Genomic DNA, 14,412 nt, shown 5'->3' with positions numbered 1-14,412 from the left:
TCGTTCTACCTCAGCTTCAGGGTGGCAAGGCCGATCAGCACCAGAATCACGGTGATGATCCAGAAACGGACGATCACACGCGGCTCGGGCCAGCCCTTGAGTTCAAAGTGGTGGTGGATCGGCGCCATGCGGAATACGCGGCGGCCGGTCAATTTAAAGGAAGCAACCTGAATGACGACTGACAGGGTCTCCATCACGAACACGCCGCCCATGATGAACAGGACGATTTCCTGGCGAACGATGACAGCGATGGTGCCCAGGGCCGCGCCCAGCGCCAGCGCGCCGACGTCGCCCATGAAGACTTGCGCCGGGTAGGTGTTGAACCACAAAAAGCCCAGGCCGGCACCGATCAGCGCACCGCAGAACACGATCAGCTCGCCCGCCCCCGGCACATAAGGGATCAGCAGGTATTCGGCGAATTTCACGTTACCCGACAGGTAGCAGAAGATCCCCAGCGCGCCGCCGACCATGACCGTCGGCATGATCGCCAGGCCGTCGAGGCCGTCGGTGAGGTTAACCGCGTTGCTCGAGCCAACGATGACCAGGTAGGTCAGCACGATGAAACCGGCGCCCAGCGGAATGCTGTAGTCCTTGAGCATCGGCAGGATCAGGGTGGTTTCCACCGGCGAGGCGGCGGTCATATAGAGGAAGATCGCCGCGCCGAGGCCGAACACCGACTGCCAGAAATACTTCCAGCGACTTGGCAGCCCGCGGGAGTTCTTCTCGATCACCTTGCGATAGTCGTCGACCCAGCCGATGGCGCCGAAGAACAGGGTCACCAGCAGCACGACCCAGACGTAGCGGTTGGCCAGGTCGGCCCAGAGCAAGGTGCTGATGCCGATGGACGACAGGATCAACGCGCCGCCCATGGTCGGGGTGCCGGATTTGGACAGGTGCGATTGCGGACCGTCGTTACGGACCGACTGGCCGATCTGCAGGTTCTGCAGGGTGCGGATCATCCACGGGCCCAGGAACAGCGACAACGACAACGCGGTCAGCACACCCAGGATCCCGCGCAGGGTCAGGTACTGGAAGACCGCGAAGCCTTTGTGGAACTGTTGCAGGTACTCCGCTAGCAGCAGCAGCATTAATGTTTCTCCGTGGAAGCGCCGCACAGTGCCGCGACGATGTTTTCCATCGCTGCGCTGCGTGAGCCCTTGATCAATAAGGTGGTATTCGGGTCCTGCTCGGCGCCCAGGGCCTGGATCAGTTCGGCTTGAGTGGTGAAATGCCGCGCGTGTTCGCCAAACGCGGCGACCGCATGGGCCATCATCGGACCGACCGCATACAGCGCATCGACCTTGCCGCGGGCATAGGCACCAACGTCGTGATGGCCCTGTTGCGCCCATTCGCCCAGCTCACCGATATCACCCAACACCAGCACGGTGCGGCCGGAGAAACCGGCGAGGATGTCCACGGCCGCGCACATGGACGACGGGTTGGCGTTGTAGGTGTCGTCGATCACGCGCATGCCGTTGCTGGCCAGTTGCGCGACGGAGCGCCCCTTGACCGGCTGCACGGCGTTCAGCCCGGCGATGATGCCCGGCAGCGACACGCCCAGGGCATGGGCGGCAGCCGCCGCGGCCAGGGCGTTGGCAACGTTATGGGTGCCCAGCAGGTTCAACTGGACCCGCTCGGCACCGTCGGGGCTGTGCAGGTTGAAGGCCGGGCAACCGCGGGCATCACGGTCCAGGTCGCTGGCGTAGAAATTCGCGGCGAGGTTGCTCAGGGCAAAGGTCAGCACCTTGCGCTCGCCCGCCCGGGTCTTCCAGATTTCGAAAGCCTTGTCGTCGAGATTCAGCACGGCGACGCCATTGGCATCCAGCCCTTCGATGATCTCGCCCTTGGCCTCGACGATTTTTTCCGGACCGCCGAACTCGCCGACGTGGGCGGTACCGGCGTTGTTGAGCACCGCCACGTGAGGCTTGGTCATGGCCACGGTGTAGGCAATCTCGCCGAGCCGCGAAGCCCCCAGTTCGATGACGGCGGCGCTGTGTTCCGGCGCCAGTTCCAGCAAGGTCAGTGGCACGCCGAGGTCGTTGTTCAGGTTGCCACGGGTCGCCAGCACCGGCCCGCGGGTGCGCAGGATGCTGGCAAGCATTTCCTTGACCGTGGTCTTGCCGCTGGAGCCGGTGATGGCCGCGACAGGGTTGCCATACGCCGCACGGTTCAGTGCACCGAGCTGGCCCAGGGCCTGGCGAGTGTCGTTGACGAGCAATTGCGGCAACGTGCTGTTGCTCACTTCCCGCTCGACCAGGGCCGCGACCGCACCTTTGCCCGCGACCTCATTCAAGTAATCGTGGCCATCGAAACGCGGCCCGGTCAGGGCGACGAACAATTGCCCCGGTGCGATTGCCCGGCTGTCGATGCTGACACCGTCGAAACTGGCGTCCGCGGCGATGAGGCGCGCATTCAGGGCGTTGGTCAGTTCGCTGAGCTTCAGGGCCTTAAGCATGGGCCACCTCCCACGCGGTCAGGGCGTGATCGGCTTCCACCAGATCGGAGAAAGCATGGCGTTCGCCATTGATTTCCTGATAGTCCTCGTGGCCCTTACCTGCCAGGACGATGACATCGTCCACCGAGGCGCTGGCGATCAACTGGGCAATGGCCTGGCCGCGACCGGCGACGAAGATGACGTTATCCACAGCAGTAAAACCGGCGCGGATGTCGTCGAAAATTCGCAACGGGTCTTCGCTGCGCGGGTTGTCGTCAGTGACCAGCACACCGTCTGCCAGCCGCTCCACGACTTCGGCCATCAATGGGCGCTTGCCGCGATCACGATCGCCACCGCAGCCGAACAGGCACAACAACTTGCCCTTGGCGTGAGGACGCAGGGCCGTGAGGACTTTTTCCAACGCGTCGGGGGTATGGGCGTAATCGACCACCACCAACGGTTGGGCCCCACCGCCCAGGCGCTGCATGCGCCCGGCTGGCCCTTCCAGCTTTGGCAACACTTTGAGAATCTCGTCCAACGCGTAGTCCAGGCCGAGCAAGGCGCCGATGGCCGCCAATACATTGCTCAGGTTGAAGCGGCCGAGCAACGTGCTGCGCACGTGGTGCTCGCCCTGGGGCGTGACCAGCGTGGCGCGTACGCCTTCGTCATTGAACTGCGCCTGACGTATATAAAGGTAGGCGCTGGTATCTTCCAGGCTATAGGTGATCAACCGGGACTCGCGCTTGTCGGCGGCCAGTTGCCGACCGAACTCGTCATCGAGGTTGATGACCCGGCATTTCAAGTCATTCCAGGCAAACAGCTTGGCCTTGGCTTCTCCGTAGGCCTGCATGGTGCCGTGATAATCCAGGTGGTCCCGGGACAGGTTGGTCAACACCGCCACATCGAATGCCAGCGCCGTCACCCGGCCCTGGTCCAGGCCATGGGACGAGACTTCCATCGCAACAGCCTTGGCACCGGCCTTCTTCAGGTCCGCCAGGGTCGCTTGCACGGCAATCGGGTTCGGCGTGGTGTGCAGGCCGCTTTCCAGCGCGCCATGAAAACCATTGCCCAAGGTGCCGACAATGCCGCAATGCTGGCCGAGCAGGTCCAACGCCTGGGCCACCAGTTGGGTCACGCTGGTCTTGCCGTTGGTACCCGTCACGCCCACCAGGTTCAGGTGACGGCTCGGATCGCCATAAAAACGCCCGGCGATGTCCGACAGCTGCGCCGCCAGGCCCTTGACCGGAATCAAGGGCACGTCAGTGATGGGCAGCACGGTGGCGCCTTGCACCTCATAAGCCACGGCAGCCGCGCCACGCTTCAAGGCGTCGGCGATATGGTCACGGCCATCGACACGGGCGCCCGGCACCGCCAGGAACAAGTCCCCGGCACGTACATTGCGGCTGTCCAAGGCCAATTCACGAATCAGCAGATCGTGACCGGCGTGGGCGAAAATCTTGTTCAGGCTCAGGGACATCAGCCACGCCCTCCTTCGGCTTTCAAGGGAACGACCGGTGCGGTATTGGCCTGCTGGGTCGGCGGCAGGTTATCCGGGGTAATGTTCATCAGGCGCAGGGTGCCGGACATCACTTTGCTGAACACCGGCGCCGAGACCAGGCCACCGAAGTAGCCCGCCTTGCTCGGTTCGTCGATGACCACGACGATGGCGTAGCGCGGGTCGCTCATCGGGCCGAAGCCGGCAAACAGCGAACGGTAGGAATTCTCGGCGTAGCCTTTGGTGCCCACGGAGGTTTTACGGGCCGTACCCGATTTGCCTGCCACGTGGTAGGCCGGCACCTGGGCGCGATAGACACCGCGCGGAGCCTCGATCACCTGCTGCAGCATGCCCTGCATGGTCTTGGCGACGTTTTCCGGGATCACCTGGGTAGTTTGCGGCGCCTTGTCGGTCTTGATCAGGGTCAGCGGCGCCATGCGCCCGTTGTTCGCCAACGCTGAAAACGCATGGACCAACTGGATCGCGGTCACGGAAACACCGTAGCCGTAGGACAACGTGGCGGTTTCAGCCTTGCGCCAGTCACGGTAGTTAGGCAGGTTGCCGACACGCTCGCCCGGGAAGCCCAGGCCGGTGTCCTGGCCGAGACCGATTTTCTGAGCCAGGCGATAGATCGTTTCGCCGCCGATATCGAAGGCGATCTTGCTCATGCCGACGTTACTGGAGTTGATCAGGATGCCGGTCAGGTCGAGCACCGGGCCTTCGGTCTTGGACACGTCGCGGATGGTGTACTTGCCGATCTGCAGGGTGCCCGGGTACACCTCGACGGTGTCGCTCGGCTTCCAGCGCCCGGTTTCCAGGGCCGCGGCCATGGACACGGCCTTCATGGTCGAACCCGGCTCGAACACGTCGATCATCGCGCGGTTGCGCATCATCGCCGGCTGCAGGTTGCGACGGTTGTTCGGGTTGTAGGTCGGCTGGTTGACCATCGCCAGGATCTCGCCGGTCTTCACGTCCATGATCACCAGGCTGCCAGCCTTGGCACCGTTCTCGACGATGGCATTGCGCAGCTCGCGGTTGGCCAGGTATTGCAGGCGCAGGTCAATAGACAACGCCAAGGGCTTGCCGGCCTTGGCGTTTTTGGTGACTTGGACATCCTTGATCAGCCTGCCGCGCCGGTCCTTGATGACCTGCCGCTTGCCGGCGACCCCGGCGAGCCATTCGTCATAGGCCAGTTCGACACCTTCCCGGCCCCGGTCATCGATGTCGGTAAACCCGACCATGTGGGCCGTGACCTCACCGGCCGGGTAGAAACGCCGGAATTCCTCGATGCCGTAGACACCGGGTACTTTCAAGTCGAGCACGCTCTGGCCCTGCTCGGGGGTCAAGCCGCGCACCAGATAAATGAACTCTTTGTTGGCCTGGGCTTCCAGGCGCTCGGCCAGCGCCTTGGGGTCCTGCCCGAGGGCGGCGGCCAAGGCCGGCCATTTTTCCTTGGCCAACTGCATTTCCTTGGCGTTGGCCCACAAGGTGGTCACCGGGGTACTCACGGCCAAGGGTTCGCCATTGCGGTCGGTGATCAGGCCACGGTGAGCCGGGATCGGAATATGCCGCACACTGCGGGCGTCACCCTGCCCCTTGAGGAAGTCACGGTCGACGACCTGCAGGTCGATGATGCGCCACGAAATCGCCGCCACCATGATCCCAAGCAAGCCCAGGACCAGACGAAACCGCCACGGGAACAGCGCCCCTTCGAGTTTCATCATGGCGCCACCATTTGCACTTCGGCGGCGCCGGGAATGCGCATTTTCAACTGTTCGGTGGCCAGGACTTCGATACGGCTGTGGGCGGTCCAGGTGCTCTGTTCCAGGATCAACCGACCCCACTCGGCCTGCGCCTTGTCGCGCACGCTGAGTTCGTTATAAAGGGTATTGAGCAACTGCCGGTTCCAGTGCGCGCTATAGGACACAGCGATGGCCGACACGAGCACGCCGATAAACAGCAGCAGCATGAAAAAGCTGCCGCCGGGCAGGGGCTTGGCGAAGAGCTTGCTCACCGTAACTTCTCCGCGACGCGCATGACGGCGCTACGGGCACGTGGGTTGGCCTTGAGTTCAGCTTCGGAAGCGAACTGCGCTTTGCCATGGATCTTGATTTTCGGCACGAAGGCTTCGAAACGCACAGGCAGGTTGCGCGGCAGGTTATCGGCTTCACCCTTGGTGAGCTTGCGCATGAACAGCTTGACGATACGGTCTTCCAGGGAATGGAAGCTGATCACCACCAGACGACCGCCGATCTCCAGCGCCTCAAGCGCCGCTTCGAGGCCCACTTGCAGATCGCCCAGTTCGTTATTGACGTGGATGCGCAAGCCCTGGAAAGCCCGGGTCGCCGGGTTCTTGCCCTTTTCCCAGGCCGGGTTGGCCACTTTCAATACCTCGGCCAGGTCGCCGGTGCGCTCGAAAGGCTTGATGTCGCGGCGCTCGACCACGGCGCGGGCCATGCGGCCGGAGAAACGCTCTTCACCGTATTCCTTGAAGACACGGGCGATTTCTTCCACCGGGGCGGTGTTGACGAATTCGGCGGCGCTGATCCCGCGGGACGGGTCCATGCGCATGTCCAGCGGGCCGTCATTGAGGAAACTGAAGCCGCGCTCCGGGTCGTCCAGTTGTGGCGACGACACACCCAGGTCGAGCAGCACGCCACTGACCTTGCCGGCCAGGCCACGCTCGGCGACTTCCGCGCCCAGTTCGGCAAAGCTGCGCTGCACAACGACAAAGCGGCCGTCTTCGGCCGCCAGCGCTTGCCCGGTGGCAATCGCTTGAGGATCCTTGTCGAACCCCAGCAACCGGCCGTCCGGACCGAGCTGGCTGAGAATCAACCGACTGTGCCCGCCACGCCCGAACGTGCCGTCCAGATAGCAGCCATCAGCACGTACGGCGAGAGCCTCGACGGCTTCGTCAAGCAGTACGGTGATGTGGTTAAAGCCGCTATCAATAGTCACAGGATCAAATCACGCAGTTCGTCAGGCATGGCGCCCGGTTGTTGAATAGCAGCGAGGTCAGCGGCAGAAACCGCATTCCAGGCATCTTCGTCCCACAGTTGGAACTTGTTCAGTTGCCCTACCAGCATCGCGCGCTTGTCCAGCTTGGCGTACTCGCGCAGGCGCGGTGGCACCAGGAAACGACCGCTGCCATCGAGCTCGAGGTCGACGGCATTACCGATCAGCAAGCGTTGCAGGCGGCGGTTTTCTTCACGCAGCGAAGGCAGTGCGCGCAGTTTGGTTTCGATGATTTCCCACTCATCCAGAGGGTAAACACACAAACATGGGTCAACGGCGTCGATCGTGACGATTAACTGCCCTGAACTTCGCGAAACGAGCTCGTCACGATACCGGCTGGGCATGGCGAGCCGGCCTTTTGCATCGAGACTGATAGCGTTAGCTCCGCGAAACACGTCAGCGTTTCTCCACTTTTTGGCGTTTTACCTTCAAAAAAACCCACTTCATGCCACTTTCCGCCACTTGCGCACACTATAGGAATGCGCCCACCGCACCGTCAAGGCGCGTAATGAAGGAAAAGCCTTATAGATCGGAGATTTAGGAGCGTTTCAGGAGGGGTAACAAGAATCTGACGTAGGAAAATTCGCTCCAACCTGAAGCAGCACAGGGGGCTGCGCGCACAAGTTAAAGTGATTTATTAAGAGTAAGATTTTTTTGGTATTAGGAACTGCGTCTGCCAGTGATTCCGGCAGGAAGGGAAAAGGTGGAGAGTCGATCTGTAAGCCGGGTTCTGTCTTGAACAGTCATTCGTCTACGATGGCCATCACTGGACATCTTTAGCAACCTACCCGGTCCCAGCGCGGGCCACGCCTTGGGACCCTATTTGGTCTTGCTCCAAGTGGGGTTTACCTAGCCACGAACTGTTGCCAGCCGTGCGGTGCGCTCTTACCGCACCTTTTCACCCTTACCGGCGCCGAAACGCTTAGGCGGTTATTTTCTGTGGCACTTTCCGTAGGCTCACGCCTCCCAGGCATTACCTGGCACTTCGCCCTATGGAGCCCGGACTTTCCTCCCCCCCCTAATTCTCATAGAGGGCAGCGACTGTCCGATCGACTCTCCGCCGCGAAGGTTAACGGTAGAGCGCTTGAAGAACAAGCGCTAAAAGCCCCAGGCCAGCACCGTGTCCCGGTTTCACTGGCCTTTCTGTTTTTCCAGTGCGACCTGATACAGCACATTCTTGCGCTCGCCAGTGATCTGCGCCGCAAGGGCCGCAGCGCGCTTGAGGGGCATTTCCTCCAGCAGCAGGTTCAGGACGCGCATCGCCTCGCCGCTGACGGCGTCCTCGCTTTGCGGCGGCGTCCAGCCCGCCACCAGCACGACACACTCGCCGCGTTGCTGGTTGCTGTCGCTTTCGACAAAGGCGCGCAACTCGCTCAACGGCAGTCCCTTGAGGGTTTCAAAGGTCTTGGTCAACTCCCGGGCCAGCAGCGCCTGGCGTTCGGCACCGAACACCAGTTCCATGTCCTGCAGGCATTCCAGAATGCGGTGCGGCGCCTCATAGAAGATCAGCGTACGCGGCTCTTCCTTTATAGCTTCCAGGCGTGCCCGCCGCCCCACCGCCTTGGCCGGCAGGAAACCTTCGAAGATGAAACGGTCCGACGGCAGGCCTGCCGCCGACAGCGCCGCGATCAACGCGCAAGCCCCCGGCACCGGCACCACGCTGATACCCGCCGCCCGGGCCTGGCGCACCAGATGATAGCCGGGGTCGGAAATCAACGGGGTACCCGCATCGGAAATCAGCGCGACGTTATCGCCTGCCAGCAGCCGGGTAATGAAACGACTGCCTTCGTCCCGCTCATTGTGCTCATGACAGGCCGCCAACGGCGTGGAGATGCCGAAATGTTGCAGCAGGCGCTGGGAGTGACGGGTGTCTTCAGCCGCGATCAGTGCAACCTCCTGCAGGATTTTCAGCGCCCGGGCACTGATATCGTCCAGGTTGCCGATGGGCGTCGCCACCACATAAAGCGAGCCGGCAGCGGAATTCAAAGCACCTGGAGCAGTCAAGACACATACCTCATGATCGGTAAAAACCGCCATTGTAGCGTGTGCAGCCCGTCTCGGCTGTTCACATCAGCCATTGTGGCGAGGGGATTTATCCCCGCCGGGCTGCGCAGCAGCCCCAAAAAAGACTGGAAACCATTCAGCCTGACAAACAGAGGTGGAAGGTCTTGGGGCCGCTGCGCGGCCAGCGGGGATAAATCCCCTCGCCACAGGTTTAGTGCCGCCGCCTGAGTGAGTAGCGTCTTTTGTAGCATGCCGCACTCTTTGAAATACCTAAATTGATCGATTCACACCAGTAACATCGCGCCCCGGCCAGTGCTTGGGTACAATTCGACGCTAATTTGATCTCGTATCAGGAACACTTACATGATCGCTTGCCTGCGGCTGCTCTCCGCCCTCTGCCTCGCTGCCCTCCTGGCGGCCTGCGCCAGCTCGCCCTCGTCCAGCCTTGGCGAACTTCCACGGACCCCGGATGCCAGTATCGAGCAGTTGCTCGAACAGGCCACCCAAAGCAAAACCCCGGAAAAAGCCGCCCTGCTGCGCCTGAGCGCCGCAGACCTGGCCTACCGCCAGGGCAATGCCGGCCAGTCCGCACAGATCCTGCAACAAGTGCCAATGGAACAACTCAAGCCCGGCCAGCAGATTTTCGCCAGCACGCTGTCGGCGGAACTGGCGATGACCCGCAACCAGCCCAAGGCCGCGCTGACCGCCCTGAGTCACCCAAGCCTGCAACACCTGAGCGAAATGCCAGTGGAGCAGCAAGTCCGCACCGGAACCGTCCGCGCCCGCGCCCTCGAAGCCGACGGCCAGACCCTGGCCGCCGCCAAGGAGCGCATCTTCATCGCCCCCTTGCTGAAGGACGACGCCGCGGCGAAAAACCACGAAGCCATCTGGTCGCTGATCGCCTCACTGCCCACCGACCAGTTGCAGCCCACCGCCAACGACGACCTCGGTGGCTGGTTGAGCCTGGCCCAGGCCGTCAAGACCGCCGGCACCCTGGAACAGCAGCAGGCGGCCATCGACCACTGGCGCGAACAGAACCCGAAGCACCCCGCCGCCCTGCAACTGCCGACGCCCCTGGTCAAGCTCAAGGAACTGGCCAGCCAACCACTGAGCAAGATCGCCCTGCTGCTACCACAAAGTGGCCAGCTGGCAGCGGTTGCCAAGGCCTTGCGCGAGGGTTTCATGGCCGCGCACTACCAGGCCCAGCAGGCCGGGCAAACGCCACCAAGCATCCAGTTCTATGACAGCGCCAACCTGACCTCCATGGACGAGTTCTATCGCAAGGCCCAGGCCGACGGCGTGCAACTGGTCATCGGCCCGCTGGAAAAACCCCTGGTCAAGCAGATCAGCACTCGCCCGCAATTGCCAATCACTACCCTGGCGCTGAACTACAGCGAAGGCGAGCAAGGGCCGCCGCAACTGTTCCAGTTCGGCCTGGCACCCGAGGATGAAGCTCGCGAAGTGTCCCGTCGCGCCCGCGCCGATGGCCTGCACCGCGCCGCCGCCATGGTACCGAAGGGCGAATGGGGCGATCGTGTACTGAAAGCCTTCAGCCAGGACTGGCAGGCAAATGGCGGCACCATCGTCGCGATCGAACGGGTCGACCAGCCGGTCCAACTGGCCCAGCAGATCGCCGACATGTTCCAGTTGCGCCAGAGCGAAGGTCGCGCCAAGAGCCTGCAAAGCACTGTTGGCACCACGGTCGCAGCCCAGCCGTCCCGTCGCCAGGACATCGAGTTCATCTTCCTGGCCTCGACACCGCAGCAGGCCCAGCAGATCAAGCCAACCCTGAACTTCCAATACGCCGGCGACGTACCGGTCTACGCGACGTCTTCGGTGTTCAGCGCCAGCGGCGACCAGAACCAGTACAACGACATGAGCGGCATCCGCTTCTGCGAAACCCCGTGGCTGCTCGACGCCAATGACCCGCTGCGCAAGCAGGTCACCGCGCAGTGGCCCCAGGCGGGCGGCAGCCTGGGCCGGCTGTACGCGATGGGCGCGGATGCCTATCGCCTGGCACCACGCCTGGGCCAGCTCAAGACGCTGCCGGACAGCCGCATCGAAGGTTTGTCGGGCAGCCTGGCCGTGTCTCCCACCCAGCGCGTACAGCGTCAACTGCCATGGGCCGAGTTCGTCAACGGCCAGGTGCAGCGCCTGCCGGACACCCAGCGCTGATGCCTGACCGATCACGCCAGCAAAGCGGACGGGATGCCGAGGGCCAGGCCCTCGCGCATCTCCAGCAACACGGCCTGCGGCTGGTGGCGCAGAACTGGTTGTGCAAACGCGGCGAGCTTGATCTGGTCATGCTTGACGGCGATACAGTAGTATTCGTCGAAGTCCGCTACAGAAAAAATACCCAATGGGGTGGCGCGCTCGACAGCATTGACGAGCGCAAGCGCCAGAAGCTGGTGTTCGCCGCGCAGCATTTCCTGCAACGCGAATCTCGCTGGGCCGATTACCCCTGCCGCTTCGACGTGGTTGCCATCGACAGCAACGCCGCCCAGTTGAACTGGCTGCAGAACGCCTTCGACAGTTGAACGCCCATGCCGAGCCGGACACCTTCACCTAACTTTTTTGCTCTTTGCTTTGCGCGCCGCACATGTTTGTGCCTATAAGCCGCGCTACTTAAGGTCACACAGATGGACATGCAATCGCGAATTCGCCAGCTTTTTCAGGCCAGTATCGACACCAAGCAACAGGCGATGGACGTACTTGCACCGCACATCGAGCAAGCCAGCCAAGTGATGGTCAACGCCTTGCTCAACGAGGGCAAAATGCTTTCGTGCGGCAATGGCGGCTCGGCCGGCGACGCCCAGCATTTCTCGTCGGAACTGCTCAACCGCTTCGAGCGCGAACGCCCGAGCCTGCCGGCGATCGCCCTGACCACCGACAGCTCGACGATCACCTCGATCGCCAACGACTACAGCTACAACGAAGTCTTCTCCAAACAGATCCGCGCCCTGGGCCAACCCGGCGATGTGCTGCTGGCGATTTCCACCAGCGGCAACTCGGCCAATATTATTCAAGCGATCCAGGCCGCACATGATCGCGAAATGATTGTCGTAGCATTGACCGGTCGTGACGGCGGTGGCATGGCATCACTGCTATTGCCCGAAGACGTCGAGATCCGCGTACCGGCCAATGTCACCGCACGTATCCAGGAAGTCCACCTGCTGGCGATCCACTGCCTTTGCGACTTGATCGACAGCCAACTGTTCGGGAGTGAAGAATGACCCCTAATCGCCTAGGCCTTCTGGCCTTGACCCTGTGCCTCGGCATCAGCGGCTGCACATCGGTGGTTAACGCCAGCCGGGAGAAGCCGATTGAAGACGACCGCGGCACCCGCACCTTCGGCAGCAAGATCGACGACTCCCTGATTGAAACCAAGGTCGGCGTGAACATTGCCAAGGCCGACCCGGACCTGGACAACAACTCGCACATCGTCGTCACCAGCTTCAACGGTGTCGTACTGCTGGCCGGCCAGACCCCACGCGCAGACCTCAAGGCCAAGGCCGAGCAGGAAGCCAGCGCCGTACAGCGGGTCAAGACCGTGCATAACGAACTGCAGGTTCTGCAACCCTCCTCGCTGCTGGCGCGCCAGAACGATGCGTGGCTGACCACCAAGATCAAGACCCAGATGCTCACCGACGCCAGCATTCCTGGCTCGCGCATCAAGGTTGTGACCGAGAATGGCATCGTTTATCTGCTGGGCCTGCTGACCAAGCAGGAGGCCGCCCAGGCGACCAACCTGGTGCAGGGGGTATCCGGGGTGCAGAAGATCGTCAAGTTGTTTGAATATATTGACTGAGGTAACTCGCGGCTCTTGAGGCTGCATGTGGCTGGAAAAAACGGCGCTCACTCATACAGAGGAGCGCCGTTTTTTTATTTGGTCGGGGGCGCCCAGATCAAGATCAAAAGCAAAAGCAAGGCGGCCTTATAGCCGACCTGTCTCCTCTGGCTGCACCCCAATCAACTGTGGGATCGGGTACAGCCGGAGGAGACAGGCCGGCTATAAGGCCGCCTCGCTTTTGCTTTGCTTTTGCTTTTGATCTGGGCGCCCCATTAACCACGCCGGCCGAACGCAGGCATTGCGCAGTGGGCATCCCGGCATGGATGCCGGGATAGCCGCGCTGGGCCATGGATGGCCCTTCGCGGCGGCCCACGGAGCAATGCCGGAGTGAGGGAACACCGAGCCTAGGCGAGGTGCCTAGTGGTGGGGCAGAAGCGTTTTGCTTACTTTTGCGCTTCTCAAAAGTGAGCCGCCGTAAGGGCGGAACCGCCAGTAGCCGTTACCGCAGAAACGGATATACACACCAATCCAACAGTGAATGCAGCCAAAAAAATGCCCACATCTCACGACACAGGCATTTTCCTCAGCGAACAGATCACCTGCTTCGCTACTTCACCACCTTGAGACTAGGCCGACCACTAGGCCGCGGCGGCTCGTCATCCGGTGGTGGCAGATCATCATCCGGCTCCAACTCTTCTTCGCCGTCCAGCGGCGCTTCCAGCTCAAACACCATGCCCTGGCCATTCTCCCGGGCATAAATCCCCAGAATCGCCGCAACAGGCACGTACAGGGTGTGCGGCACACCACCGAAGCGCCCTTCAAAACTGACGGCATCATTATCCATGTGCAGGTGACGCACAGCGGCTGGCGACACGTTCAGGACAATCTGCCCATCATTGGCAAAACCCTGCGGCACCTGCACCGATGGAAACTCGGCATTGACCAGCATGTGCGGGGTGCAATCATTGTCCACAATCCACTCGTAGAGCGCGCGGACCAGATAAGGTCGACTGGAGTTCATAGCGGCTCCCTAAGCCTTAGCGCATGTCGCGTTCGACACCAGACAGACTCGCCTGGAATGCCTCGCGCGCAAATTGGCGCTCCATATAATCAAGCAGCGGCTTGGCAGGCCGCGGCAGTTCGATACCCAGAATCGGCAAACGCCAGAGTATGGGCAATAGGCAGCAATCCACCAGACTTTGTTCCTCACTGAGGAAAAACGGCTTGTCGACGAACAGCGGCGATACGCCCGTCAGGCTTTCACGCAATTCCTTGCGCGCCACGACCCGCGCCGGCTCCTTGGTCCGGGAATCCAGGATCAGATCCACCAACCCGCACCAGTCACGCTGGATGCGATGGATCAGCAAACGGCTGTTGGCACGCGCGACAGGATAAACCGGCAGCAAGGGTGGATGCGGATAACGCTCATCCAGGTATTCCATCACCACGGTCGACTCCCACAACGCCAGGTCACGATCGACCAATGTGGGCAGGCTGCCGTAAGGGTTCACTTCGATCAGCTTCGGCGGCTGACGACCCGCTTCGACGTAAATGATCTCGGCGCTGACACCCTTCTCTGCCAGTACGATGCGTACCCGGTGGGAATAGTGGTCGGCGGGGTCGGAGTAACAGGCCAACCGATTGGTCACGCCCATGGCGATCCTCCTCGCTTGT

Annotated in this window: 14 protein-coding genes and 1 other RNA gene; 4 read left to right on the top strand and 11 right to left on the bottom strand. The window is 61.8% G+C overall.

The window, feature by feature from the left end; all coding sequences use genetic code 11:
• Nucleotides 1–5: 5 nt before the first annotated feature.
• From mraY to rsmI, 9 genes are all read right to left on the bottom strand, one after another.
• A complete protein-coding gene (mraY, locus tag BLP82_RS06665; RefSeq protein WP_053124966.1) occupies nucleotides 6–1,088 on the bottom strand; it encodes a phospho-N-acetylmuramoyl-pentapeptide-transferase in 1,083 nt (360 codons plus the stop codon).
• Nucleotides 1,088–2,455 carry a UDP-N-acetylmuramoyl-tripeptide--D-alanyl-D-alanine ligase gene (gene murF / locus BLP82_RS06660; RefSeq protein WP_092166200.1) on the bottom strand — a complete coding sequence of 456 codons (1,368 nt, stop codon included), beginning with the start codon at nucleotides 2,453–2,455 and terminating at the stop codon, nucleotides 1,088–1,090. Before murF ends, mraY begins: the two co-directional genes overlap by 1 nt.
• Nucleotides 2,448–3,911 (bottom strand): UDP-N-acetylmuramoyl-L-alanyl-D-glutamate--2,6-diaminopimelate ligase, encoded by a 1,464-nt coding sequence (locus BLP82_RS06655; RefSeq protein WP_092166198.1) that lies wholly within the window; start codon nucleotides 3,909–3,911, stop codon nucleotides 2,448–2,450. Before BLP82_RS06655 ends, murF begins: the two co-directional genes overlap by 8 nt.
• Nucleotides 3,911–5,650 (bottom strand): peptidoglycan D,D-transpeptidase FtsI family protein, encoded by a 1,740-nt coding sequence (locus tag BLP82_RS06650; RefSeq protein ID WP_170842280.1) that lies wholly within the window; start codon nucleotides 5,648–5,650, stop codon nucleotides 3,911–3,913. Before BLP82_RS06650 ends, BLP82_RS06655 begins: the two co-directional genes overlap by 1 nt.
• Nucleotides 5,650–5,943, bottom strand: coding sequence for a cell division protein FtsL (gene ftsL / locus BLP82_RS06645; protein WP_003178214.1), 294 nt, complete (start codon nucleotides 5,941–5,943; stop codon nucleotides 5,650–5,652). The genes BLP82_RS06650 and ftsL overlap by 1 nt, the downstream gene beginning before the upstream one ends.
• Nucleotides 5,940–6,887, bottom strand: coding sequence for a 16S rRNA (cytosine(1402)-N(4))-methyltransferase RsmH (rsmH, locus tag BLP82_RS06640; RefSeq protein ID WP_371914117.1), 948 nt, complete (start codon nucleotides 6,885–6,887; stop codon nucleotides 5,940–5,942). The genes ftsL and rsmH overlap by 4 nt, the downstream gene beginning before the upstream one ends.
• Complete coding sequence (mraZ, locus tag BLP82_RS06635; RefSeq protein ID WP_003205355.1) at nucleotides 6,884–7,339, bottom strand: division/cell wall cluster transcriptional repressor MraZ; 456 nt, start codon at nucleotides 7,337–7,339, stop codon at nucleotides 6,884–6,886. Before mraZ ends, rsmH begins: the two co-directional genes overlap by 4 nt.
• A 308-nt stretch (nucleotides 7,340–7,647) precedes the next feature.
• An RNA gene (gene rnpB / locus BLP82_RS06630) (RNase P RNA component class A) lies at nucleotides 7,648–8,001 on the bottom strand.
• 74 nt (nucleotides 8,002–8,075) lie between these two features.
• Nucleotides 8,076–8,981, bottom strand: a complete 906-nt coding sequence (gene rsmI / locus BLP82_RS06625) for a 16S rRNA (cytidine(1402)-2'-O)-methyltransferase (protein ID WP_092166196.1) — start codon at nucleotides 8,979–8,981, stop codon at nucleotides 8,076–8,078.
• A 330-nt stretch (nucleotides 8,982–9,311) separates the two neighbouring features.
• Between rsmI and BLP82_RS06620 the strand changes: the two genes are divergently transcribed.
• The 4 genes from BLP82_RS06620 to BLP82_RS06605 all read left to right on the top strand — a co-directional run bounded on the left by BLP82_RS06620 (nucleotide 9,312) and on the right by BLP82_RS06605 (nucleotide 12,756).
• A complete protein-coding gene (locus BLP82_RS06620; RefSeq protein ID WP_092166194.1) occupies nucleotides 9,312–11,123 on the top strand; it encodes a penicillin-binding protein activator in 1,812 nt (603 codons plus the stop codon).
• Nucleotides 11,123–11,485: a YraN family protein gene (locus tag BLP82_RS06615; RefSeq protein ID WP_092166192.1), complete on the top strand. Its 363-nt coding sequence runs from the start codon at nucleotides 11,123–11,125 to the stop codon at nucleotides 11,483–11,485. The genes BLP82_RS06620 and BLP82_RS06615 overlap by 1 nt, the downstream gene beginning before the upstream one ends.
• Before the next feature lie 102 nt (nucleotides 11,486–11,587).
• Nucleotides 11,588–12,181: a phosphoheptose isomerase gene (locus BLP82_RS06610; protein WP_007928463.1), complete on the top strand. Its 594-nt coding sequence runs from the start codon at nucleotides 11,588–11,590 to the stop codon at nucleotides 12,179–12,181.
• Entirely contained in the window at nucleotides 12,178–12,756 is a 579-nt protein-coding gene (locus BLP82_RS06605; RefSeq protein ID WP_030139689.1) for a BON domain-containing protein, read from the top strand. The genes BLP82_RS06610 and BLP82_RS06605 overlap by 4 nt, the downstream gene beginning before the upstream one ends.
• Before the next feature lie 589 nt (nucleotides 12,757–13,345).
• On the opposite strand, the gene BLP82_RS06595 is transcribed toward BLP82_RS06605, so the two are convergent.
• Together BLP82_RS06595 and BLP82_RS06590 are read right to left on the bottom strand one after the other, a co-directional pair.
• Nucleotides 13,346–13,759, bottom strand: coding sequence for a ClpXP protease specificity-enhancing factor (locus tag BLP82_RS06595; RefSeq protein ID WP_092166188.1), 414 nt, complete (start codon nucleotides 13,757–13,759; stop codon nucleotides 13,346–13,348).
• A 16-nt stretch (nucleotides 13,760–13,775) separates the two neighbouring features.
• Nucleotides 13,776–14,393 carry a glutathione S-transferase N-terminal domain-containing protein gene (locus tag BLP82_RS06590; protein WP_003178195.1) on the bottom strand — a complete coding sequence of 206 codons (618 nt, stop codon included), beginning with the start codon at nucleotides 14,391–14,393 and terminating at the stop codon, nucleotides 13,776–13,778.
• Nucleotides 14,394–14,412: the final 19 nt, after the last annotated feature.

It is taken from the genome of Pseudomonas sp. NFACC37-1 (assembly GCF_900101575.1).
Classification (GTDB): domain Bacteria; phylum Pseudomonadota; class Gammaproteobacteria; order Pseudomonadales; family Pseudomonadaceae; genus Aquipseudomonas; species Aquipseudomonas fluorescens_AA.
The sequence above is the reverse complement of the archived record's forward strand: the minus strand, read 5'-3'. Positions and strand labels throughout refer to the sequence as shown.